This is a genomic window from Paraburkholderia graminis, from assembly GCF_003330785.1.
In the GTDB taxonomy this organism is placed as follows: Bacteria; Pseudomonadota; Gammaproteobacteria; order Burkholderiales; family Burkholderiaceae; genus Paraburkholderia; species Paraburkholderia graminis.
Genome location: NZ_CP024934.1, coordinates 853493 through 874945 on the forward strand (window position 1 = coordinate 853493; position 21453 = coordinate 874945).

21 protein-coding genes are annotated in these 21453 nt (G+C 63.6%); 11 read left to right on the forward strand and 10 right to left on the reverse strand.

Annotated elements, in window-relative coordinates:
- Positions 1 to 17: 17 nt before the first annotated feature.
- Positions 18 to 1322 carry an urea ABC transporter substrate-binding protein gene (gene urtA, locus CUJ91_RS03745; RefSeq protein WP_006048581.1) on the reverse strand — a complete coding sequence of 435 codons (1305 nt, stop codon included), beginning with the start codon at positions 1320 to 1322 and terminating at the stop codon, positions 18 to 20.
- Between the two features lie 672 nt (positions 1323 to 1994).
- Positions 1995 to 3095, reverse strand: coding sequence for a DUF3443 domain-containing protein (locus CUJ91_RS34690; protein WP_244230991.1), 1101 nt, complete (start codon positions 3093 to 3095; stop codon positions 1995 to 1997).
- Positions 3096 to 3124: 29 nt separating this feature from the next.
- Between CUJ91_RS34690 and CUJ91_RS34695 the strand changes: the two genes are divergently transcribed.
- Positions 3125 to 3433, forward strand: a complete 309-nt coding sequence (locus CUJ91_RS34695; protein ID WP_244231018.1) for a hypothetical protein — start codon at positions 3125 to 3127, stop codon at positions 3431 to 3433.
- 296 nt (positions 3434 to 3729) lie between these two features.
- On the opposite strand, the gene CUJ91_RS03755 is transcribed toward CUJ91_RS34695, so the two are convergent.
- The 3 genes from CUJ91_RS03755 to CUJ91_RS03765 all read right to left on the reverse strand — a co-directional run bounded on the left by CUJ91_RS03755 (position 3730) and on the right by CUJ91_RS03765 (position 6197).
- The gene (locus CUJ91_RS03755) at positions 3730 to 4185 is read right to left on the reverse strand and encodes a DUF2844 domain-containing protein (RefSeq protein ID WP_029971099.1); all 456 of its coding nucleotides are present in this window, start codon (positions 4183 to 4185) and stop codon (positions 3730 to 3732) included.
- 148 nt (positions 4186 to 4333) lie between these two features.
- Positions 4334 to 5641, reverse strand: coding sequence for a DUF3443 domain-containing protein (locus CUJ91_RS03760; RefSeq protein ID WP_029971100.1), 1308 nt, complete (start codon positions 5639 to 5641; stop codon positions 4334 to 4336).
- 28 nt (positions 5642 to 5669) lie between these two features.
- Positions 5670 to 6197, reverse strand: a complete 528-nt coding sequence (locus CUJ91_RS03765) for a DUF2844 domain-containing protein (RefSeq protein WP_029971101.1) — start codon at positions 6195 to 6197, stop codon at positions 5670 to 5672.
- 242 nt (positions 6198 to 6439) lie between these two features.
- Here CUJ91_RS03765 and CUJ91_RS03770 point away from each other — a divergent pair, with 242 nt between their 5' ends.
- Positions 6440 to 7276 (forward strand): alpha/beta fold hydrolase, encoded by an 837-nt coding sequence (locus CUJ91_RS03770; protein WP_006048575.1) that lies wholly within the window; start codon positions 6440 to 6442, stop codon positions 7274 to 7276.
- Positions 7277 to 7358: 82 nt separating this feature from the next.
- Here CUJ91_RS03770 and CUJ91_RS03775 read toward each other — a convergent pair whose 3' ends face one another.
- A complete protein-coding gene (locus CUJ91_RS03775; RefSeq protein ID WP_114155837.1) occupies positions 7359 to 7682 on the reverse strand; it encodes a rhodanese-like domain-containing protein in 324 nt (107 codons plus the stop codon).
- A gap of 61 nt (positions 7683 to 7743) precedes the next feature.
- A complete protein-coding gene (locus CUJ91_RS03780) occupies positions 7744 to 8397 on the reverse strand; it encodes a protein-L-isoaspartate O-methyltransferase family protein (protein ID WP_006048573.1) in 654 nt (217 codons plus the stop codon).
- Positions 8398 to 8708: 311 nt separating this feature from the next.
- Here CUJ91_RS03780 and CUJ91_RS03785 point away from each other — a divergent pair, with 311 nt between their 5' ends.
- The 6 genes from CUJ91_RS03785 to CUJ91_RS03810 all read left to right on the forward strand — a co-directional run bounded on the left by CUJ91_RS03785 (position 8709) and on the right by CUJ91_RS03810 (position 15629).
- Positions 8709 to 9770 (forward strand): LacI family DNA-binding transcriptional regulator, encoded by a 1062-nt coding sequence (locus CUJ91_RS03785; protein WP_044020760.1) that lies wholly within the window; start codon positions 8709 to 8711, stop codon positions 9768 to 9770.
- A 3-nt stretch (positions 9771 to 9773) separates the two neighbouring features.
- Positions 9774 to 11261, forward strand: a complete 1488-nt coding sequence (locus CUJ91_RS03790; RefSeq protein WP_114155838.1) for a sugar ABC transporter ATP-binding protein — start codon at positions 9774 to 9776, stop codon at positions 11259 to 11261.
- On the forward strand, positions 11242 to 12255 hold the full coding sequence (locus CUJ91_RS03795) for an ABC transporter permease (RefSeq protein ID WP_006048570.1): 1014 nt from the start codon (positions 11242 to 11244) through the stop codon (positions 12253 to 12255). Before CUJ91_RS03790 ends, CUJ91_RS03795 begins: the two co-directional genes overlap by 20 nt.
- Positions 12256 to 12330: 75 nt before the next feature.
- Complete coding sequence (locus CUJ91_RS03800) at positions 12331 to 13293, forward strand: substrate-binding domain-containing protein (protein WP_006048569.1); 963 nt, start codon at positions 12331 to 12333, stop codon at positions 13291 to 13293.
- 74 nt (positions 13294 to 13367) lie between these two features.
- Positions 13368 to 14417, forward strand: coding sequence for a sugar phosphate isomerase/epimerase family protein (locus CUJ91_RS03805; RefSeq protein ID WP_006048568.1), 1050 nt, complete (start codon positions 13368 to 13370; stop codon positions 14415 to 14417).
- Positions 14418 to 14471: 54 nt separating this feature from the next.
- Positions 14472 to 15629, forward strand: coding sequence for a Gfo/Idh/MocA family protein (locus tag CUJ91_RS03810; RefSeq protein WP_053857660.1), 1158 nt, complete (start codon positions 14472 to 14474; stop codon positions 15627 to 15629).
- Positions 15630 to 15634: 5 nt separating this feature from the next.
- Here CUJ91_RS03810 and CUJ91_RS03815 read toward each other — a convergent pair whose 3' ends face one another.
- From CUJ91_RS03815 to CUJ91_RS03825, 3 genes are all read right to left on the reverse strand, one after another.
- Complete coding sequence (locus CUJ91_RS03815) at positions 15635 to 15895, reverse strand: hypothetical protein (RefSeq protein ID WP_006048566.1); 261 nt, start codon at positions 15893 to 15895, stop codon at positions 15635 to 15637.
- 108 nt (positions 15896 to 16003) lie between these two features.
- On the reverse strand, positions 16004 to 17164 hold the full coding sequence (locus CUJ91_RS03820; protein ID WP_006048565.1) for an ABC transporter substrate-binding protein: 1161 nt from the start codon (positions 17162 to 17164) through the stop codon (positions 16004 to 16006).
- Between the two features lie 43 nt (positions 17165 to 17207).
- The gene (locus tag CUJ91_RS03825; protein WP_029971106.1) at positions 17208 to 18149 is read right to left on the reverse strand and encodes a CysB family HTH-type transcriptional regulator; all 942 of its coding nucleotides are present in this window, start codon (positions 18147 to 18149) and stop codon (positions 17208 to 17210) included.
- 237 nt (positions 18150 to 18386) lie between these two features.
- On the opposite strand from CUJ91_RS03825, the gene CUJ91_RS03830 reads away from it, so the two are divergent.
- Genes CUJ91_RS03830 through CUJ91_RS03840 form a run of 3 tightly spaced genes read left to right on the forward strand, consistent with a single transcriptional unit; the run spans position 18387 to position 21395 of the window.
- On the forward strand, positions 18387 to 20066 hold the full coding sequence (locus CUJ91_RS03830) for a nitrite/sulfite reductase (RefSeq protein WP_006048563.1): 1680 nt from the start codon (positions 18387 to 18389) through the stop codon (positions 20064 to 20066).
- Positions 20067 to 20088: 22 nt separating this feature from the next.
- Positions 20089 to 20646 carry a DUF934 domain-containing protein gene (locus tag CUJ91_RS03835; RefSeq protein WP_114155839.1) on the forward strand — a complete coding sequence of 186 codons (558 nt, stop codon included), beginning with the start codon at positions 20089 to 20091 and terminating at the stop codon, positions 20644 to 20646.
- Complete coding sequence (locus CUJ91_RS03840; RefSeq protein WP_029971109.1) at positions 20643 to 21395, forward strand: phosphoadenylyl-sulfate reductase; 753 nt, start codon at positions 20643 to 20645, stop codon at positions 21393 to 21395. The genes CUJ91_RS03835 and CUJ91_RS03840 overlap by 4 nt, the downstream gene beginning before the upstream one ends.
- Positions 21396 to 21453: the final 58 nt, after the last annotated feature.

Genomic DNA, 21453 nt, shown 5'->3' on the forward strand with positions numbered 1-21453 from the left:
CACGCCACACCACGCAATCAGGCGACCCGCGACCGCGAGCGCTTCAGAAACGCCGGAATCGAACTCACCACATCCGGCTTGCCTGCATTGCCCGCGATAAACGGACTCCACGGCTGCGCGCGAACCGCGGTCTTGGTGCGCCATACGACATTGAACTGACCGTCCGCGCGCACTTCGCCGATCATCACCGGCTTATGCAGATGGTGGTTGCCGTCCATCTCGAGCGTGAAGCCCGACGGCGCCGCGAACTGCTGGCCGACCATCGCCACGCGAACCTTGTCGACGTCCGTGCTCTTGGCCTTCTCGACCGCCTGCTTCCACATGTGAATGCCGACGAAAGTCGCTTCCATCGGATCGTTCGTCACGCGCTTCGTGCCGCCCGGCAGGTTGTTTTCCTTGACCCACGCGGCCCATTGCTTCTTGAACTTCTCGTTGGCCGGATTGCGCACCGACATGAAGTAGTTCCATGCCGCGAGATTGCCGACGAGCGGCTTGGTGTCGATGCCGCGCAGTTCTTCCTCGCCGACCGAGAACGCGACGACCGGCACGTCCGACGCCTTCAGCCCCTGGTTGCCGAGTTCCTTGTAGAAGGGCACGTTCGAATCGCCGTTCACCGTCGAGATCACGGCCGTCTTGCCGCCTTGCGAGAAGGTCTTGATGTTCGCGACGATGGTCTGGTAGTCGCTATGGCCGAACGGCGTGTAGACCTCCTGGATGTCGGCGTCCTGCACGCCCTTCGACTTCAGAAACGCGCGCAGGATCTTGTTGGTCGTGCGCGGATACACATAGTCGGTGCCGAGCAGGAAGAAGCGCTTCGCGCCGCCGCCTTCCGCGCTCATCAGATATTCGGTTGCGGGAATCGCCTGCTGGTTCGGCGCGGCGCCCGTGTAGAACACGTTGCGCGACATCTCTTCGCCTTCGTACTGCACGGGGTAGAACAGCAGGCCGTTGAGTTCCTCGAAGACCGGCAGCACCGACTTGCGCGACACGGAAGTCCAGCAGCCGAACACCACCGCGCATTTTTCCTGCGTGATCAGTTGACGCGCTTTTTCTGCGAAGAGCGGCCAGTTCGATGCCGGGTCGACGACCACCGGCTGAAGCTGACGGCCCATCACGCCACCGTTCTTGTTGATGTCCGCGATCGTCATCAGCGCGGTGTCTTTCAGCGATGTCTCGGAGATCGCCATCGTGCCCGACAGCGAATGCAGGATGCCTACCTTGATCGGGCCGCTTGAGGACTGTGCGTGCGCGAACGGCACGCGGCCTGCAAGCGCGAGCGCGCCGGACATGGAGCCGAACTTCAACAGACTGCGACGTTTCATGTGTATCCCCTTGCCATTGATGATGAATGTTTATGGGCGTCGATCTCAGCCACAGGGCGTGCCCTGCATGATTTGCCGCTCCTGTACTGCAAGGCATATGCCATGTTGATGAAACGCGCGGGATGGCAGCGTCGCGCGCTGTGGCGCGGCCCGGAGCAAGCGGGCTTATGCGTGCTGGCGTACGAATGTGGTGCATGCAGATGGGATGCGCCTCGTTCGGGTGCGGGACGCGCCGCGACGAGGCGTGAGAATCGGCAAGCGGGCTTTGACGGTGCACATGCGCAGCGGCGTTGTGCATAGGGATGCGGCGCCTGGGGTAGCGCTCGCGTATGGCGGTGGTTGTGGTGAACGCAACGCGCCGCTGAGATTGCGCTCGCCTCTCACGGCCGGCGTGAGGAGGGGCAGCGTACTGTTCGATAGCGCTCGCGTTTCACCGCCGGCTTGGCGAAGACAGCGCACGCGCTCGATCGGGTGCGAGCGCGACTATCGCCGCGTGGTTCATCGGGCTCGGCGGCTTTTCGGACGTGATCGAAACCGCAAGATCGCGGCGATATTCGCGACCGCCGCCGACGCGTCCAATGTGAGCTAATGAACGCGTGTGAATGGTCTTGCACGAGGCCGGCTGTTGCCTTTGCCAGCCTCGCGTATTACCCGCGTTATGCGTCGGCTTTCTTAGAACGCAACGAAGGGCCCGCTCTGCGGTCGGGCTTGCGAGCCGCTAAGCGCCGTATAAACACTGCGGCCGAAGAAGAACGGCAAGCCCCAGATGAAATAGCCCGAGACCGACGTGTACGCGGCGATGTTGTCGAACGCGGCATACGTGCCGGCGAGGAGGCTCGCGGTGTTGGCGACCTGGAAGGGCACGGTCGCGGACTTGAGCGCGCCGCTCGTCGGCTTGAGCACGGCGGACAGGCTCAACGTGGTCGATGGCGTATAGCGGCCCCAGGCATCGAACGGAATGGCCGTGTCGCCGAAGATCGTTATGTTCGAGCCGCTGTCGATCACGCCGTTGCCGAATGCGCTTCCCTTGTACGTCGTCGTGAAAAAGCCGTTGCTGTCGAGCGGGATGATGTTCGCGGTCGACGGCAGCGCGTTGTTCTGCTGCGTGCCGATACCGAACACGAGCTCGCCCGTCGCGCTCGCCTGGCCGCCCGGCTGCAACGAAGGCAGACGGATGATCGTGCCGTTGTTGTCGGTCGTGAAGTCCGCAACCGGATTCATGACCTGCGTATCGAGCGGCACGCGCGTGTTCGCGCATGGACCCGACGACGGACAGTAATAGTACGTTGCCGGCAACACATATTGCGCGGCGAGCGGGAAGTCGCGGACCGCCGAGCCGATGCCGACCACGCCGTTCGCGCCGAGCTGCGCGACGCTACCAATATCGACGACGCCGCGCGACGCGCAATCGGTCGGCGTCGGATTCGCGCCGTCGCTGATGATCTGCACCGGCAGACTGCCCGCCAGCTTTCCGCCGATGCTCACGTCCGCGCGCTTGACCGAGCCCCACGTGTAACCCGACGCAAAGATCGCGCACTGGGAGATGGACGCGTTGTGCGTGGGATCGTCGGTCGCGCCTGTCTGCGCCGGCAAGCTGCCCGCCAGCGCCGACCCGAGCGCGCTCGCCATCACACGCACGCCTGCCGAGCCGGTATCGAGCAACATGTGATCGATGGTCGCGCATTGATTCGCGCCTTGCACGCCGGGAATGCAGATCGTGACCGTGACGTACGGCGTGTTCGCGTAGCCGCCTGTCCATCGTTCTATTGTAATGGGGGCTGTGTTTTGCGTTGGCGTGGGCGTTGGTGTGGGCGTTGGTGTCGGTGTTGGGGTTGGGGTTGGTGTCGGTGTCGGTGTCGGAGTTGGAGTTGGAGTCGGAGTCGGAGTTGGAGTTGGTGTCGGAGTCGGAGTCGGAGTCGGAGTCGGAGTCGGAGTTGGTGTCGGAGTCGGAGTCGGTGTTGGTTTCGGCGTCGGCGTCGGAGTCGGTGTTGGTTTCGGGGTTGGCGTCGGCGTCGGCGTCGGCGTTGGTGTCGGTGCCGGAGTCGGAGTTGGCGTCGGTGTCGGAGCCGGGGATGGCGTCGGAGTCGGCCTTGGCGTGGGCGTGGGCGTAGGCGTCGGAACAGGCGCCGGAATCGGAGTCGGCACAGGCGTCGGAGCCGGAGCAGGTGCCGGAGTCGGAGTCGGAGCAGGTGCCGGAGTCGGAGTCGGAGCCGGCGAAGGACGCGGACTCGAAGCCGGACTCACAGAATCCGCTTTATCGTTATTCTGCACCGCCGCGCCCGATGCGTCGTCGTCGCCGCCACCGCCGCCGCAACCGGAAAGCCCGACGCTAGCCGTGAGCAAAGCGAAGCAAACTGTCTTGCTGAAAGTCTTCATTATTTTCTTCTTCGTAAATCGACGCGGGCCGTTACCGGACATCTTCTGCACGGACATTCGCCGGCAGCAGCCGCGGCAAAATCGCTTTGCCGAAGAAATTGCCAGGCCGGCCGACCGACTCGATCTGGAAGTCGTCGCTACGGTCGATTAACGGACCGGTGCCGCGAGGCTTACCCGCACCCGCCGACGCCGCGCGATGAAAATAATTGCCTAGCAGCGCATTCATGTCGGGGCGCACCGGCCCCTGCCACGCGACGGCAAACACGACGTTATTGGGCTGCACATATTCGCGAATCGTGACGCCGTCCGCGTCGCGCGCTTCACGCACGGTGTACGAGGCGGAAGCCAAAGCGGTGGGCGCGGCAACGGCGGCGGACCGCAGCCGTGACTGCGACGCTGCGCTGATCGTCGGCGCGCCGCCCAACGCCGCATAGGAAGCCAGCGGTAACATCACCGCAGCGGCGAGCGCGGCCTTCACAAGATTCATCGCAATGCTCCAGAAAACAGGTCGGAGCATGTTGCCAGCGCAGCCGTACCGGAATATGCCGACAAAGCTGAATGTGTCCTGGGAAATGGCGCAAGAAGGCGCAGCGGTAACAGCGGTAACGCCGCGCCTTCAGTGCCGCGCGAAATGGTTAGAACGCGATGAACGGTCCGGTCTGAGTGCCTACCTTCGCGTTACCCATGGCCGTATAAACGTCGCGCCCATAGAAAAACGGCAGTCCCCACAAGAACATGCTGTTCTTGTGCTGCGAGAAGTTGCTGCCGGCGTCGCTCAGCGCGTAGTAACCCGCTGAGCTTCGGCCGCCCGGATTGGCGATCGAGAACGGCACATCGAGCGGCTTGCCGGAGCCGTTGGTCGACTCCATTGTTGCGCTCAGGCTGAGCGGCGCAGCGGGCGTGTACCAGTCGCCGAGCGCGGTCGGAATGGTGTCATCCGGAAAGGCATAGGCGTTCGTGCCGCTGTCTATCAGGCTGTGGGTGAAGGCCCGGCCTTTGTACTGCGTGGTGAAACTGCCGTATTTGTCGACGGCAAGAATCGTCGCGGTGGACGGCACCTGATTGTTCTGCTGTGTACCGATGCCGAACACCAGTTGCCCCGTCACGCTAGTCTTGCCGCCGGCCGGCACGGCGGGCAGACGGATGATCGCGCCGTTGTTGTCGGTGGCGAATGATGCGATCGGATTCCTGACCTGCTTGCCGGCCAGCATGCGCGTGCTGACGCACGAGTTCTGCGACGGGCAATAGTAGTAAAGGCCGGGAACCGCGGTGGTCAGTGCGTCCGCCGAATCGCTTGTGAAACTGTCCACACCGACAATGCCGTTCATGTTCGAGAAGTCGGCGCCGCCAATGTCGGCACCGGAGTTCGAGCAGTCGTCCGGCACCGGATAGGCGTTGTCCGAATACACCTGAATGGGAAGATTGCTCGCCGTCTTGCTGCCGATCGTGATGTCGGCGCGCTTGACCGAGCCCCACGTGTAGCCCGACGCGAACGGCATGCATTCGACAATAGGCGCCGAGCCGCTCGTGTCGTCCGCAGCGCCGACCTGCGTGAGCAGCAACGGGGCCAGCGTGGGAATCGCGCGCGCGGCGATGCGCACGCCCGTGGAGCCGGTGTCGACCAGCATGTTGTCCACGGTCACGCATTGCGGCGTGCTCTGCGTGCCCGGCACGCAGATCTTGATGGACACCTTCGGCATGTTGATGCTGCCCATCGACTTGTCGACGGTGATCGTCGCCGTGTTGTCGCCGGTTGCGGGCGGCGATGAATTCCCCGAGTCCGTGCCTGAGCCGTGCGGCGTCCAGTCCGGCGTCGCATTCCAGCCAACCGAATTGCTGCCCTGATTGTTGCTGCCGCCACTGCTGCCGCCGCCTCCACATGCCGAAAGCGCGAACACGCCAATGGCGGCCGCGAGCGAAAGCGTCTTCTTTAATGTATTCATGTCTTGTTCTCTTCGTGCCGAGCGGCGGTTATTCGAGGTCGCCGGGACGCACGCCCGCGGGCAACAGACGCGGCAGCCAGGCCATGCCGGAGAAGTTCCCCAGGCGGCCTGCGGACTCGATGCGGAAATCGTCGTTGCCTTCTATCAGCGGGCCGGAGCCGCGCACGCCGGTCTGGCCGGCGGCAACGTAGTTCGTGAAGTAGCTGCCGAGCAGCGCGCGCATGTTCGGGCGGATCGGCCCTTGCCAGGTGACGGCGAACACGACGTTGGCCGGCAGCAGGTATTCGCGGATCGTGACGCCGTTCGCGTCGACGGACTGGCGCATCGTGTAGGGCGCCGTGGCGGTGACGGCGCTGGCCGGCTGGCTGCCCGCGGCAGGGGACGCGGCAGGGGACGCGGAAGCGGACGCCGAAGCGGAATCCGAAACCGACTGCGACGCCGCGGCGCGCAGCACGAGCGGCGCGGAGGCGTTCGCGACGGGGGCGCCGCCAAGCGCCGCAAACGACGACAGCGGCAACAACGTTGCGGCCAGCATCGCGATCTTTATTAGTCTCATCACACGGCTCCCAGAATGAACAGAGCATGGTGCCTGTGTGGCATTCCGAAAAACCTGTGAAATTTCGCAATCAATGCGGCGAAGCGGTGCAAATCTCTTCCATAACGCGGAGCGCGTCCGTATTCTCCATTCGATGCGTTTGCAGTTGCTTGTGCAGTCGCCGCCACCGTGGTGGCTTTCGTAACACGGCAGCCGGATCATGTAGCCGGCTATCGCCAAAAATCTCAACCGGAGAAACGACCATGCCGTATGTGACAACGAAGGACAACGTCGAAATTTTCTACAAGGACTGGGGCCCGAAAGACGCGCAGCCGATCGTCTTCCATCATGGCTGGCCATTGTCTTCCGACGACTGGGATACGCAGATGCTGTTCTTCGTCCAGAAGGGCTATCGCGTGATCGCGCATGACCGGCGCGGCCACGGCCGCTCGTCGCAAGTGTCGGAAGGACACGACATGGACCACTACGCCGCGGATGCTTTCGCCGTGGTCGAAGCGCTCGACTTGCGCAATGCCGTTCACATCGGCCATTCGACGGGCGGCGGCGAGGTGGCGCGTTACGTGGCGAAGCATGGCGAGCCTTCCGGCCGCGTGGCGAAGGCGGTGCTGGTGAGCGCCGTGCCGCCGCTGATGCTCAAGACCGAGGCGAATCCCGAAGGCTTGCCGCTCGAGGTTTTCGACGGCTTTCGCGCGGCGCTGGCCGCCAATCGCGCGCAATTCTTTGTCGATGTTCCGGCGGGTCCGTTCTACGGCTTCAACCGTGCGGGCGCGACAGTCCATCAAGGCGTGATTCAGAACTGGTGGCGTCAGGGGATGATGGGCAGCGCGAAGGCCCACTATGAAGGCATCAAGGCTTTCTCGGAAACGGACCAGAGCGGGGACCTGCGCGCGATCTCGGTGCCCACGCTCGTGCTGCACGGTGAGGACGATCAGATCGTGCCGTATGCGGACGCGGCGCTGAAGTCGATCAAGCTGCTGAAGAACGGCACGCTGAAAACGTATCCGGGCTTCCCGCACGGCATGTTGACGGTGAATGCGGATGTGTTGAACGCGGATCTTCTGGCGTTCGTGCAGGCGTAGTAGCGATTGACGTGAGTCCGCGTTTCGCGGGCTCACGCTCGAGCTGGCGGAAACGAACCGCCTCTACACGATCAGTACGCGATCAGTACGTCGGAACCGACGGATCGACCTGACGCGACCACGCGTCGATCCCGCCTTGCAGATTGATGACGTTGGCGTGGCCGCGCGATTCGAGGAACATGGCGACCTGGGCGCTGCGCGCGCCGTGATGGCAGATGCAGACGATTTGCGCGTCGTCGTCGAGTTCCTCGCTGCGCGCGGGAATCTCGCGCATCGGAATCGACACGATGCCCGGCATCGCCGCCGTCTGGATTTCCCACGGTTCACGCACGTCGAGCAGCACGGGGGCGGGGCGCGACGTGTCGGCGAGCCATTCGGCGAGTGCGGGAGCGGTCAGGTTTTGCATCAGCGGGACTTCCGTTCAAAGGACGGCGGCGCGCGCCGGCCGTCCGTGAAAAACAGGCGAATCAGAACTTGAAGCGCGGCGGCTGCACGGCGTTGACGAGCGGCTCGACATACGTCTCGAACACGTCGGCAATGCGGTACTGCTTTTCGTCGATGCGCGTGATGATCTGCGCCTTCATGACCGGCGCCGTGCCGACGAATGCCGCCAGACGGCCGCCCACCTTCAGTTGTTCGAGGATTTCCTGCGGCAGCACGGGCAGTCCGCCCGACACGCAGATCACGTCGTACGGCGCGGCGGCGGACCAGCCGCGCGCGGCGTCGCCGGTCGCGACTTCCGCGTTGAGCACGCCGTTGGCGATCAGGTTGGTTCTCGCGAGTTCGGCGAGTTCAGGTTCGATGTCCACCGTCAGCACGTGTTGCGCGCGATGCGCGAGCAGTGCCGCCATATAACCCGAGCCGGCGCCGATTTCCAGCACGCTTTCGTGCTTCTTCACCGCCAGTTCCTGCAGCGTGCGCGCTTCGACGCGCGGCGCCAGCATGTGCTGGCCGGCCGGCAGCGGCACTTCGAAGTCGACGAAGGCCAGTTCGTGGTACGCGGCGGGGACGAAGTTTTCACGCTTGACGATCGACAGCAGATTCAGCACGTCCTGGTCGAGCACTTCCCAGGGGCGGATCTGCTGTTCGATCATGTTGAAACGCGCTTGCTCGATGTTCATGGTGGATTGGCGGTTCTGGTTTGCGAGTTTTGCGATTTTATCCGCTGCGCGGGCGCCTGGGCATGAGCCTCGGCATTGAAGCCGGCAGGCAGGCACGGCAGGGTAACTGCGGGATTGTACCAAATGGCGCCGGGGTTCCGGGCCAGGGCGCGCAGCGCGGCGCGGCTGCTTTTGTTCGCGTTGCCCCCCGTTGCCCCCGTGTTAATCCCTAGCAATCTGGCCTTGCACTTCGGGCTGTCATCGCTCAAAAATGTAATCGATTACATTCTGGAGCCGCGTCCGTGCCGAGACCGACGTCGAAAGCGAAGCCTGTGGAAAGCGCTGCCACACGCGCAGCCGCAGTCACGCCCGCGCCCGAAGGTTTGTCGATCGCCGGCGTCGCGCGGCAGGCGGGCGTTTCCGTCGCCACCGTATCGCGCGTGCTGAACGCGCACGAGAACGTGCGGCCCGCGACCCGCGACAAGGTGCTGGCCGCCATCGACGCAAGCGGCTACCGCGTCAACGAACTCGCGCGCAATCTGCGAACCGCGGAAAGCCGCCTGCTGCTGACGATGGTCCCCGACTTCGGCAATCCGTTTTACGCGGAGATCGTGCGCGGCATCGACAGCATCGCGCGCCAGCACGGCTACTTCATGCTTCTGTGCGATACCGGCGCCGACCCCGGCCGCGAGCGCAGCTACTTCGATCTGCTGCGCCGCCGCCGCGCGGACGGCGCGATCTGCCTCGATCCCGCGACGATCCAGCAGGCGCTCGGCGAAGCGTCGAGCGCGCTGCCGTGGGTCGCGTGCTGCGAGTTCGATCCGGCGATGGGCGTGCCGTATGTGGGCATCGACAACTATCGGGCCGCGGGCGACGCCGTGCGGCATCTGCTCGCGCGCGGCCACCGGCGCATCGGCCTCATCAATTCGGACGTCGACTACCTGTACGCGCGGCAGCGTCAGCAAGGTTATCTCGATGCGCTGACCGAGGCGGGGATCGAGCCGCTCGACGGCTGGCGCATGAATCTGAACAGTCTCGACTACGAGGCGGGCGCGTCGGCGGCGGTTTCGCTGATGCTGCCGAGGCAAGGGCGGGGACAAGGACAAACGGAGCCGCCGAGCGCGATCTTTGCCGTCTCCGACACGCTCGCGACCGGCGTCCTGCACGGCTTGCGCAGCATCGGCAAACGCGTGCCGCAGGATGTCGCCGTGGTCGGCTTCGACGACATCTCCATCGCCGCGCAAGTCGATCCGCCGCTCACCACCATCGCCCAGCCGATGCGCGAACTCGGCGAGACCGCCGCGCGCCTCCTGTTGCAGCGGCTCGCGAATCCGTTGGCGAATGTGCCGGGCGTGCTGCTGCCGCATCGGCTCGTGATTCGCGGGAGCACCTGAGCCATGAGTCTCGCGATCCGCTTCGACGACATCCGCAAAGACTTCGGCCCCGTGCGCGTGCTGCACGGCGTGAGCTTCGATCTCGCGCCTGGGCGCATCTACGGTTTGCTCGGCGAGAACGGCGCGGGCAAGTCGACGCTGATGAAGATTCTCGCCGGGTACGAAACCGCGACGTCGGGCACGTTGCTGGTCGACGGCCATGCGCAACACTTCGCCGGTTCGCGCGACGCCGAAGCGCAAGGCATCGTGCTGATTCACCAGGAGTTCAACCTCGCCGAGCATCTGACGATTGCGCAGAACATGTATCTCGGCCACGAGAAGCGGCGCGGCTGGTTCGTCGACGACGCCGCGATGCGCGCCGAAGCCGCGCGCTATCTCGCGCAGGTCGGGCTCGACAAGGCGCCGGATACGAAGGTGCGCGAACTGATCGTCGCGGAAAAGCAGATGGTGGAGATCGCGAAGGCGCTGTCGCGCCGCGCGCGTCTGCTCATCATGGACGAGCCGACCGCTACGCTCACGCCGTCTGAAACCGAGCGGCTTTTCACGCTGATGGCGAAGCTGAAGGCCGACGGCGCGACCATCGTCTACATCTCGCACAAGCTCGATGAAGTCGAGCGCATCACCGACGAAGTGATCGTGATGCGCGACGGCCGCTTCGTCGCGCGCAACGAAACGGCGGCGCTTGCGCGGCAGCAGATGGCGAACCTGATGGTCGGCCGCGACGTGTCCGACATGTTCCCCGACAAGATCACCGTGTCCGCGAGCGCGCCGGTCGCGCTCAAAGTGGAAGGGCTCGCGGTGCCGGAGTGGGTCGACGATCTGAGCTTCGACGTGCGCGCCGGCGAAGTGCTCGGCTTCGCCGGACTCGTCGGCGCGGGCCGCACCGAAGCCTTCGAAGCGATCATCGGTTTGCGCAAGCGCACCGCGGGGCGCATCGAAATCGCGGGCCATGCCGTCGATCTGAAAAGCCCGCGCGACGCAATGCGTCACGGCCTCACGTATCTCAGCGAGGACCGCAAGGGCAAGGGCCTGCATGTGAACCTGAGCCTGCAGGACAACGTCACGCTGATGACGCTCGAACGCTACGCGCATCCGCTGCTCGATATGAAGGCGGGCCGCGACGCGTTGAAGCATGCGGTGAGCGAATTCGGCATACGCACGGGCGATCTGTCGAGCCGCGCGCGCATGCTCTCGGGCGGCAATCAGCAGAAGCTCGCGCTCGCCAAGTTTCTGCAGCCGGAGCCCGACGTGATCGTGCTCGACGAACCGACGCGCGGCGTCGACGTCGGCGCAAAACGCGACATCTATTTCCTGATTCATCGTCTCGCCGCGCAAGGCCGCGCGGTGATCGTCATTTCATCCGAACTGATCGAGCTGATCGGCTTGTGCCATCGCGTCGCCGTGATGCGCGCGGGACGTCTGCAAGCCACGCTCACGCTCGACCATCTGACCGAAGAGGAGTTGATCGCTCATGCGACCGGCACCCACTGAAGCCGTGCAATCCGGCCGCGCGTTGCGCTTCGCGCATCGTCTGTATGCGCTTGGGCCGTTCGCCGGCCTGATCGCGCTGTGCATCGCCGGCACGCTGCTCAATCGCGATTTCGCCACGCTCGACAACATGATGAACGTGCTCACGCGCACGTCGTTCATCGGCATCATCGCGGTCGGCATGACGTTCGTGATCATCTCGGGCGGCATCGATCTGTCGGTCGGCTCAATGGCCGCGCTGATCGCGGGCAGCATGATCTGGCTGATGAACGGGCTCGCGGCGGGCGTCGGCGGCCATACGTTCCCGCCGCTCGTCATCGTCACGTTGGGCATCGCATTCGCGCTCGTGCTCGGCGGACTGTTCGGCTGCGCGCACGGCTTGCTGATCACCAAGGGACGCATCGAGCCGTTCATCGTCACGCTGGGCACGCTCGGCATCTTTCGCGCGGTGCTGACGTGGCTCGCCGACGGCGGCGCGCTGACGCTCGATAATTCGTTATCCGATCTTTATGGGCCGGTGTATTACGCGAGCCTCTTCGGCGTGCCGGTGCCGATCTGGGTGTTTCTCGTGACGGCCGCAGGCGGTGCGCTGATTCTCAACCGCACCGCATTTGGCCGGCACGTGCAGGCGATCGGCTCCAACGAACAGGTCGCGCGTTATGCGGCGATACGCGTCGACACGGTGAAGATCGTCACGTATGTGCTGCTCGGCATCTGCGTCGGCGTGGCCACGGTGCTGTACGTGCCGCGCCTCGGCTCGGCGACGCCGACCACCGGCTTGCTGTGGGAACTGGAGGCGATTGCGTCGGTGGTCGTCGGCGGAACGGCGCTCAAGGGCGGCGAAGGACGCGTGGTCGGCACCGTGGTCGGCGCGATCCTGCTCTCGGTGATCGCCAACATTCTGAATCTCACCAGCATCATCAGCGTGTATCTGAACGCGGCGGTGCAGGGCGTGGTGATTATCTTCGTCGCGTTCGTTCAACGCGGAAGGCGGTAGCGATTCACGGTGATTGACGGTGAAACAACGGAAGGGGCGCACGATCGCCTCACAACATCAGATAGGAGACACACCATGAAGCAGGTCATTCGAGCGATCGGCGCCGGCATGCTGGCGTTGGGCATAGTGAGCACGGCGGGCATCGCGCGCGCCGACGACAAGGTCACGCTGGGCGTCGCGATCCCAACCGCCGATCACGGCTTCACGGGCGGCATCGTCTGGTGGGCCAACAAGGCGAAGGCCGATCTGGAGAAAGAACATCCGAATCTGAAAGTGATCGTCAAGACCGCGGCCGGCTCGCCCGAGCAGGCCAACCAGTTGCAGGATCTCGTGACCGTCAACAAGATCAATGCGCTCGTGATTTTCCCGTTCGAATCGGCGTCGCTCACGCAACCGGTCGCGCAGGTGAAGAAGAAGGGCGTGTATGTGACGGTGGTCGATCGCGGCCTGACCGACACCAGCGCGCAGGATGCATACGTGGCCGGCGACAACACCGCGTTCGGCAGAATTCCTGCTGAATTTCTGGCGAAAGCGCTGGACGGCAAGGGCGACATCGTCGCGCTGCGCGGCATTCCGACCACGCTCGACAACGAACGCTGGACCGCTTTCACCGGCGTATTGAAGGGCTATCCGAACATCAAGATTCTCGACGCGAAATACGCGAACTGGAATCGCGACGACGCGTTCAAGGTGATGCAGGATTACCTCACGCGCTTCAAGCACATCGACGCCGTCTGGGCCGCCGACGACGACATGGCGGTCGGCGTGCTGAAGGCCATCGACCAGGCGAAGCGCAGCGACGTCAAGATCGTATTCGGCGGCGCGGGCTCGAAGGGCATGGTGAAGAACGTGATGGACGGCGCGCCGCTCATCAAGGCCGACGTGTCGTACTCGCCGAAATTCATCTACGACGCGATCAAGCTCACCGCCGAGGCGCGTCTCAAAGGCGAGAAGCTGCCGGCCACGACGATCATTCCTTCGGTGCTCATCACGAAGGAAAACGCGCAGCAGTTCTACTTCCCCGATTCGCCGTTCTGATCGTGAAGCGCGGCCCTCGTTAATGGGTAGATCAACCCAAGATCAAAGGAACCCAAGGTTAAAGGAACCCAACGATGAAAACCATCAAAGGTCCGGCGATTTTTCTCGCTCAATTCATGGGCGACGAGGCGCCGTTCGACAATCTCGCGCACCTGGCCAGTTGGGCCGCGAGTCTCGGCTTCAAGGGCATTCAGGTGCCGTGCGATGCGCGCCTGATCGATCTCGAACAGGCCGCGTCGAGTCAGTCGTATTGCGACGATTTGCGCGAGACCGTGGACAACGCGGGCGTGACGATCACCGAGTTGTCGACGCATCTGCAAGGGCAACTCGTGGCCGTGCATCCCGCGTACGACACGTTATTCGACGGCTTTGCGGCGGCTCACGTGCGCGGCAATCCGTCAGCGCGCACCGAATGGGCCATTGAGCAATTGAAGCTCGCGGCGAAGGCGTCGCAGCGTCTCGGGCTCGATGCGCATGTGTCGTTTTCCGGCGCGCTCGCGTGGCCGTATCTGTACCCGTGGCCGCAGCGTCCAGCCGGTCTGGTCGAAGCCGCATTCGACGAACTTGCGCGCCGCTGGACGCCGATTCTCGACGCATTCGACGCCGCCGGCGTGAACGTCTGCTACGAACTGCATCCGGGCGAAGACCTGCACGACGGCGTGACCTTCGAGCGTTTTCTCGATGCAGTGAGGCAGCATCCGCGCGCGAACATTCTCTACGATCCGAGCCATTTCGTTTTGCAGCAGCTCGACTACCTCGCGTTCATCGACATCTATCACGAGCGCATCAAGGCGTTTCATGTGAAGGACGCGGAATTCCGGCCGAACGGCAAGCAGGGCGTGTATGGCGGCTATAGCGGCTGGGTCGAGCGCGCGGGGCGTTTTCGTTCGCTCGGCGACGGGCAGATCGACTTTCGCGCGATCTTCTCGAAGATGGCGCAATACGATTTCCCCGGCTGGGCAGTGCTCGAATGGGAATGCGCGCTCAAGCATCCTCACGACGGCGCGCGCGAAGGCGCGCAGTTCATTCGCGAGCACATTATCCGCGTGGCCGAACATGCATTCGACGACTTCGCGGGCAGCGGCGTCGACGCGGCGCAATTAAAACGCGTGCTCGGCATTTGAGCGTAGGTAAGCGCAGTGCAACGACAGCAACGACAGGCGAAAGGAAGAAGCGCGATGCCATACAAGAGACTCAGAAGACTCAGGCTCGGGATGGTCGGCGGCGGGCAGGGCGCGTTCATCGGCGCAGTGCATCGGATCGCTGCGCGGCTCGACGATCGCTTCGAACTGGTGGCGGGCGCGTTGTCGTCCGATCCCGAGCGCGCGCGTCAGAGCGCGGCGGAAGCGGGCATCGGGCGCAGCTACGACGACTGGCGCGAGATGGCGCGCGTGGAAGCGGCACGCGATGACGGCATCGACGCCGTCGCTATCGTCACGCCGAATCATCTGCATGCGCCGGTCGCGACCGCGTTTCTCGAAGCCGGCATCCATGTGGTGTGTGACAAGCCGCTCGCCATTTCGCTCGCCGAAGGCGAAGCGCTGGCGAAACTCGCGCGCGAGAAGAACCGGCTCTTTGCGCTGACGCACACCTACTCCGGCTATCCATTGGTGCGCCACGCACGCGAGATGATCGAAGCGGGCGAACTCGGCCAGATTCGCGTCGTGCAGGTCGAATACGCGCAAGACTGGCTGGCTGAACCGATTGAAAACGGCGGCCTGAACAAGCAGGCCGGCTGGCGCACGGACCCGGCGTTGGCGGGGCCGGCAGGTTGTCTCGGCGATATCGGCACGCATGCTTATCAGCTTGCCGCGTTCGTCACGGGCATGACGCCCGTCGCGCTTTCCGCGGAGTTGCATACGTTCGTGCCTGGACGGCGCATCGACGATCATGTGCAGGCCATGCTGCGCTACGCGAACGGCGCGCGCGGCATGCTGTGGGCGAGCCAGGTCGCGAGCGGCGCGGAGAACGCATTGCGTCTGCGTGTCTACGGAACGAAAGCGAGCCTCGCATTCGATCAGGAGCAGCCCAACGAATTGTGGTTCACGCCGCTTGGCGCAGCAGCGCAGCGTTTGACGCGCGCCCGCGTGAGCGGCGCGAGCGCGGCCCATGCGACGCGTGTGCCGGCGGGTCATCCCGAAGGTTATCTGGAAGCGTTCGCGCAGTTGTACAAGGACGCGGCGTTGCAGATCGAGGCGCTGAACGAGGGCCGCGCGCTGCCGCCGGAAAGTCTCTTGCTGACAACGGTGGATGACGGCGTGGCGGGTCTGCGTTTTATCGACGCCGTGCTGGCGAGCAGCGCGGCCGATGGTCAGTGGCGCGAGATTGCGCCGTAACCGTTCTAGCCGCCTTTGCTCTTCTTGATCTGGGCTTCGAATGCGATATCGAGCTTGCTTGCCTTGCGAGGCTTGGGCGGGCCGTATGCGTCGACGAACTTGACGAAGTCGTCCAGCGTGAGCGGGTCGGAGACTTTCTTGTCGGAGCCGCCTGATTTGTCGACGAGATAAAAGAGGCCGCCCGAGAGGCTGATCGCGGCGAACTGCGGATTGCCGCTGCGCGTTTTCAGGCGCTCGACGGCGTGGATGGCTCGCGTGGTGCGCATGGTGTGGTAATGCCGGTCGGTTGAAGACTACTACTTTAACAATTTCGTGGCGGCGGTTAAGTTACGCGTGAAGCGCCGCTCCCCGCGTAACCGTCGCTTGTTAGACGCTTACTGGCTCAAGTACACGAACTTGCCGTTCTTAATGATGCCCATCACGCTCGCGCGCTGATCCAGTCCCACGTGATCCTTCGCGCTCGTACTCACGACGCCGTTCGGCACCACCAGTTCATGCGCGTGCTCGAGTTCGTTGCGCAGCGCCACGCGAAAAGCCTGCGTGCCCGGTTGCGCGGTCTTCAGCGCGCGTGTGACCGCATCCTGTAGGCGCGGATAGACGCCCGCTGCATCGCCGGCGAATTGCGTGACGCTGCCCGCGCCGTACTTCGCTTCGTAATCGTTCGCGAACGCGAGCGCCGCTTTTTTCGCGGGATGATCCGCCGGCAACGTGCGCGCGACGACGACCGGCTGCGTCGGAAACAGCGTGCCTTCGACGTCCTTGCCGCCCAGCTTGATGAACTCCGGCGTCGCGATGCCGTGGGTCTGATAGATCGGCCCTTTGTACCCGCGCTCGATCAGCGTGCGCTGCGGCAGCACCGTCGGCGTGCCCGCGCCGGCGATCAGAATCGCGTCGGGCTTCGCGGCCATCAGCTTGAGAATCTGGCCGGTGACGCTCGCGTCGGTGCGGTTATAGCGCTCGGTCGCGACCAGTTGAATGTGGCGCAGCGCCGCGAACTTGCTGAACTCGTTGAGCCAGCTTTCGCCGTAGCCGTCCGCGAAACCGATGAAGCCCACCGTCTTCACATTATGGTTCGACATGTAGCGCGTCATCACGTCGGCCATCGCGCTGTCGGTCTGCGCCATCTTGTAGGCCCACACCTTCTTGCCTTCCTGCGGCTCGACCACGCTTGCCGAGCCGATCAGCGTGATCATCGGCGTCTGGCTTTCGGCGACCGGATCGAGCGCGGCCATCGCGGCCGGCGTGATGTTCGGGCCGACGATCACGTCGACGTGGTCTTCGTTGATCAGCTTGCGGATATTGCGCACGGCGGCGCCTGGGTCCGACGCGTCGTCGAGAAAAATATAGTCGGCTTTCTGGCCGGCGATGGTGGCCGGCCACATCAGCATCGCGTTCTTGCTGGTGATGCCGATCACGGCGGCCGGGCCGGTGCTCGACAGGTCGATGCCGACCTTGATGTCGGCATGCGCGGCGGTGGCGAGCAAGAGCGCGCCGAGAGCGGCGAGGCCGCGAAGTCTGTTTTTATGCGACGTCATCGATAGGTCTCCGTAGCGGACAAAGCAAAGCGCGTTGGTCAAATCAAAGTTCGTAGGTTTCGTGTTCGCCCTTGAGCGCCTGTTCGATCAGCCTGCGGTTCAGGCCCGGCGACAGAAGCTCGACCAGCGTATACACATAGCTGCGCAGATACGCGCCGTGCTTGAGCGCGACCCGCGTCACGTTGCTGCCGAACAGGTGGCCCACCGGCATCGCGCGCAGATGACGGTCGCGCTCGGCGTTAAACGCGATGTCCGCCATGATGCCGACGCCGAGGCCGAGTTCGACATAGGTTTTGATCACGTCGGCGTCGATCGCCTCGAGCACGATGTCCGGATGCAGCGCGCGCAGCCGGAACGCCTCGTTGATCTTGGTGCGGCCGGCGAACGCGTTGTCGTAGGTAATCAGCGGATACTGGGTCAGATCGTCCAGCGACAACAGCTTGCGGTCGAGCAGCGGGTGATCCGGCTGCATCACGGCGACGTGATGCCACTGGAAGCACGGCAGCGAGACGAGTTCTTTATAGTTGGAGATCGCCTCGGTGGCGATGCAGAGGTCCGCCTGGTCGTGCAGCACCATCTCGGCCACTTGCGTCGGGCTGCCTTGCAGAATCGAAAGGTGAACTTTCGGGAAGCGTTTCTTGAACTCGGCGATGGCGGCGGGCAGCGAATAGCGCGCCTGCGTGTGCGTGGCCGCGATCACCAGGTTGCCCTGATCCTGCGCCGCGTAGTCCTTGCCGACGCGCTTCAGGCTCTCGACTTCCTGCAAAATACGCTCGACCGACTGGAGGATGATCCGCCCCGGCTCGGTCAGCGAACGCACGCGCTTGCCGTGGCGCGTGAAGATTTCCACGCCCAGCTCGTCCTCGAGCTCGATGATCGCCTTGGAAACCCCCGGCTGGCTTGTAAACAGCGCCTTGGCCGCTTCGGTCAGATTGAAGTTCTGCCGCACAGCCTCGCGGACGAAGCGGAACTGATGCAGGTTCATATATAACCTCTCCGCATATCAAAAGAATTTTTTAGTCGTTTGAAATATAAGGCGAGTTTATTACGATCTGTCCATCTTTTTCAATATGGATATCTGTATTTGTTATAAGCAAATGAGAGATAGGTCTAAACCCTGACTCGATCGAGCTGACAAACACGGATGTTCAGAAGCGCGGCGGAGCCGGAGCGCCGGTCGCCGGACCGTCGTGTGTGCAAGCCAAAAAATTGGGGTCCCCGAATGTACCAATACGATCAGTACGACCAGACCATCGTCGATGAACGGGTCGCGCAGTACGCCGATCAGGTTCGCCGCCGCTTGTCGGGCGAATTGAGCGAAGAGGAGTTCCGTCCGCTGCGTCTGCAGAACGGCCTGTACTACCAGCGCCACGCGTACATGCACCGCATCGCGATTCCCTACGGCAATCTGCGCAGCGACCAGCTTCGCATGCTGGCCGTGATCGCGCGCGAGCACGACCGCGGCTACGGCCATTTCTCGACGCGCTCGAACATCCAGTACAACTGGATCAAGCTCGAGGAAACGCCGGAGATTCTGCGCAAGCTCGCGTCGGTGCAGATGCACGCGATCCAGACGTCGGGCAATTGCATCCGCAACATTACCGCCGATCAGTTCGCGGGCGTGGCGCCCGACGAATTCGTCGACCCGCGGCCGTGGGCGGAAATTCTGCGTCAATGGTCGACGTTCCACCCCGAGTTTCTGTGGCTGCCGCGCAAGTTCAAGATCGCCGTTTCCGGTTCGCAGGAAGATCGCGCCGCCGTGCAGATTCACGACATGGGCGTGTACGTGAAGCGCAATGAGCAAGGCGAACTCGTGGTCGACATTCTGGCGGGCGGCGGTCTGGGCCGCACGCCGATCGTCGGCGCGGTCATTCGTCGCGATCTGCCCTGGCAACATCTGCTGACGTACAGCGAAGCCGTGCTGCGCGTGTACAACCGCTACGGCCGCCGCGACAACATGTACAAGGCGCGTATCAAGATTCTGGTGAAGGCGCTGTCGCCGGAGAAGTTCGCCGCGCAGGTCGAAGAGGAATGGCAGCATCTGAAGGACGGTCCTTCGACGCTGACGCAAGCCGAACTCGATCGCGTGTCGCAATACTTCCAGCCGCCGGTGTACGAGAAGCTCGCCGACACGGACGCTTCGTTCGAAAAGCATCTGCTCGAAAACCGTGGCTTCGCGCGTTGGGTCGAGCGCAATGTGCGTCCGCATAAGGTCGCGGGTTACGCGGCCGTGACGCTGTCGCTGAAAAACGGCATCGTCGCGCCGGGCGACGCAACCGACGCGCAAATGGAAGCCGTCGCCGATTGGGCCGACGAGTATTCGCTGGGCGAAGTTCGCGTGTCGCACGAACAGAATCTGATTCTCGCGAACGTCAAGAAGCGCGACCTGTTCGCGCTGTGGGAAAAGGCCAAGGCGCAAGGTTTTGCGACGCCGAACATCGGCTTGCTGACCGACATCATCGCGTGCCCGGGCGGCGATTTCTGCTCGCTCGCGAATGCCAAGTCGATCCCGATTGCACTCGCGATTCAGGAGCGTTTCAACGATCTGGACTTCGTGTACGACCTGGGCGACGTGTCGCTGAATATCTCGGGTTGCATCAACGCTTGCGGTCATCACCATGTGGGCAACATCGGGATTCTGGGCGTCGATAAGGACGGCTCGGAGTGGTATCAGGTGACGCTCGGCGGCGAGCAGGGCACCGGCGCAACGGGCGCGCATCTCGGCCGCGTGATCGGCCCGTCGTTCTCGGCGGAAGAAATGCCGGACGTGATCTCGAAGGTGATCGACACGTTCGTCGAGCATCGCGAGGAAGGCGAGCGTTTCATCGACACGTACAGCCGCATCGGCATCGCTCCGTTTAAGGAACGCGTGTACGCATCGCGTCAACCGGCTCACGCGTAAGCGCGAAAAGGATACAGAACAGATGGCTTCTATCATCAAGAATCGCGCGATCGTCAACGATGACTGGACGCTCCTGCGTCCCGCCGAAGACGGCTCGCTGCCCGCGGTGAACGAACTGCCGGCCGGCAAGATCATCGTGCCGCTCGCATTCTGGCAAGCCGAGCGCGACGCATTGAGCGCCTCGCGCGGCGCCGCTGAACTCGGCGTGTGGCTCGCGCCGGACAGCGAACCGGCGGACATCGCCGGCGATTTCGACAAGCTCGCGGTAATCGCCGTGGACTTCCCGGTGTTTCGTGACGGCCGCGGCTACAGCATCGGCCGCCTGCTGCGCGAGCGCTATGGCTACAAGGGCGAATTGCGCGCCATCGGCGACGTGCTGCGCGACCAGGTGCGTTTGATGTTGCGTTGCGGCTTCGACGCATTCGCCGTGCGCGCGGATAAAGACATTAGCGACGCCATCAAGGCATTCGACGATTTCACCGTGCAGTATCAGGGCGCGTTCGACGAACCGGCGCCGCTGTTCCGCCGCCGCGCTGCTTCGGCTTCGTCGTCGGCTGCTTCGCAAAAGGTTTCGGCATGAGCGCCGCTTTATCGCAGTCGCTCGCGCCCGAACTCGCTGCGAAAGTCGAGCGCCTCAATGCGCTGCTCGATTCGATCGCCGCGCGTCACGCGAACGTGAAGTTCGCGAGCAGCCTCGCCGCCGAAGACATGCTGCTCACGCACGCGATCCTCTCGCGCGGCGTGAAGATCGGCATCTTCTCGCTGAATACGGGCCGCTTGCACGCCGAGACGCTCGGCATGATCGATCGCGTGAAAGAGCGTTATGGCTACGACATCGAGCAGTTTCATCCGCAAGCTGCCGCCGTCGAAGAATACGTCACGTCACATGGTCTGAACGCGTTCTATGAAAGCGTCGATCTGCGCAAGCGCTGCTGCGAAATCCGCAAGGTCGAGCCGCTCAATCGCGCGCTGTCGGATGTCAGCGCATGGGTGACGGGCCAGCGCCGCGAGCAGTCGGTCACGCGTGCCGAACTGCACGAGGAAGAGCACGACGCCGCGCGCAACATCGCGAAGTTCAATCCGCTCACGGACTGGACCGAAGCCGAAGTATGGGATTACCTCAAGGCGTTCGACGTGCCGGTGAATCCGCTGCATGCGCGCGGTTATCCGAGCATTGGCTGCGAGCCGTGCACGCGCGCCGTGCGTCCCGGCGAGGACAGCCGCGCGGGCCGCTGGTGGTGGGAGTCGCGCGACACGAAGGAATGCGGACTGCACATCACGACGATCACGCCGATTGCGGTGGATCGCAGCGAGAACGCCCCGGCCTGAAGCATCGCTTATTGATGCGGCGTGGAGTTGAAGACTTGTCTTTGCTTCTTCACGCCGC

Bases quoted from the DNA above. Each gene is read 5' to 3' on its own strand.
- urtA (WP_006048581.1), bottom strand. From the start codon at position 1,322: ATGAAACGTCGCAGTCTGTTGAAGTTCGGCTCCATGTCCGGCGCGCTC.
- CUJ91_RS03755 (WP_029971099.1), bottom strand. From the start codon at position 4,185: ATGAATCTTGTGAAGGCCGCGCTCGCCGCTGCGGTGATGTTACCGCTG.
- CUJ91_RS03760 (WP_029971100.1), bottom strand. From the start codon at position 5,641: ATGAATACATTAAAGAAGACGCTTTCGCTCGCGGCCGCCATTGGCGTG.
- CUJ91_RS03765 (WP_029971101.1), bottom strand. From the start codon at position 6,197: ATGAGACTAATAAAGATCGCGATGCTGGCCGCAACGTTGTTGCCGCTG.
- CUJ91_RS03770 (WP_006048575.1), top strand. From the start codon at position 6,440: ATGCCGTATGTGACAACGAAGGACAACGTCGAAATTTTCTACAAGGAC.
- CUJ91_RS03775 (WP_114155837.1), bottom strand. From the start codon at position 7,682: ATGCAAAACCTGACCGCTCCCGCACTCGCCGAATGGCTCGCCGACACG.
- CUJ91_RS03780 (WP_006048573.1), bottom strand. From the start codon at position 8,397: ATGAACATCGAGCAAGCGCGTTTCAACATGATCGAACAGCAGATCCGC.
- CUJ91_RS03790 (WP_114155838.1), top strand. From the start codon at position 9,774: ATGAGTCTCGCGATCCGCTTCGACGACATCCGCAAAGACTTCGGCCCC.
- CUJ91_RS03795 (WP_006048570.1), top strand. From the start codon at position 11,242: ATGCGACCGGCACCCACTGAAGCCGTGCAATCCGGCCGCGCGTTGCGC.
- CUJ91_RS03800 (WP_006048569.1), top strand. From the start codon at position 12,331: ATGAAGCAGGTCATTCGAGCGATCGGCGCCGGCATGCTGGCGTTGGGC.
- CUJ91_RS03805 (WP_006048568.1), top strand. From the start codon at position 13,368: ATGAAAACCATCAAAGGTCCGGCGATTTTTCTCGCTCAATTCATGGGC.
- CUJ91_RS03810 (WP_053857660.1), top strand. From the start codon at position 14,472: ATGCCATACAAGAGACTCAGAAGACTCAGGCTCGGGATGGTCGGCGGC.
- CUJ91_RS03815 (WP_006048566.1), bottom strand. From the start codon at position 15,895: ATGCGCACCACGCGAGCCATCCACGCCGTCGAGCGCCTGAAAACGCGC.
- CUJ91_RS03820 (WP_006048565.1), bottom strand. From the start codon at position 17,164: ATGACGTCGCATAAAAACAGACTTCGCGGCCTCGCCGCTCTCGGCGCG.
- CUJ91_RS03825 (WP_029971106.1), bottom strand. From the start codon at position 18,149: ATGAACCTGCATCAGTTCCGCTTCGTCCGCGAGGCTGTGCGGCAGAAC.
- CUJ91_RS03830 (WP_006048563.1), top strand. From the start codon at position 18,387: ATGTACCAATACGATCAGTACGACCAGACCATCGTCGATGAACGGGTC.
- CUJ91_RS03835 (WP_114155839.1), top strand. From the start codon at position 20,089: ATGGCTTCTATCATCAAGAATCGCGCGATCGTCAACGATGACTGGACG.
- CUJ91_RS03840 (WP_029971109.1), top strand. From the start codon at position 20,643: ATGAGCGCCGCTTTATCGCAGTCGCTCGCGCCCGAACTCGCTGCGAAA.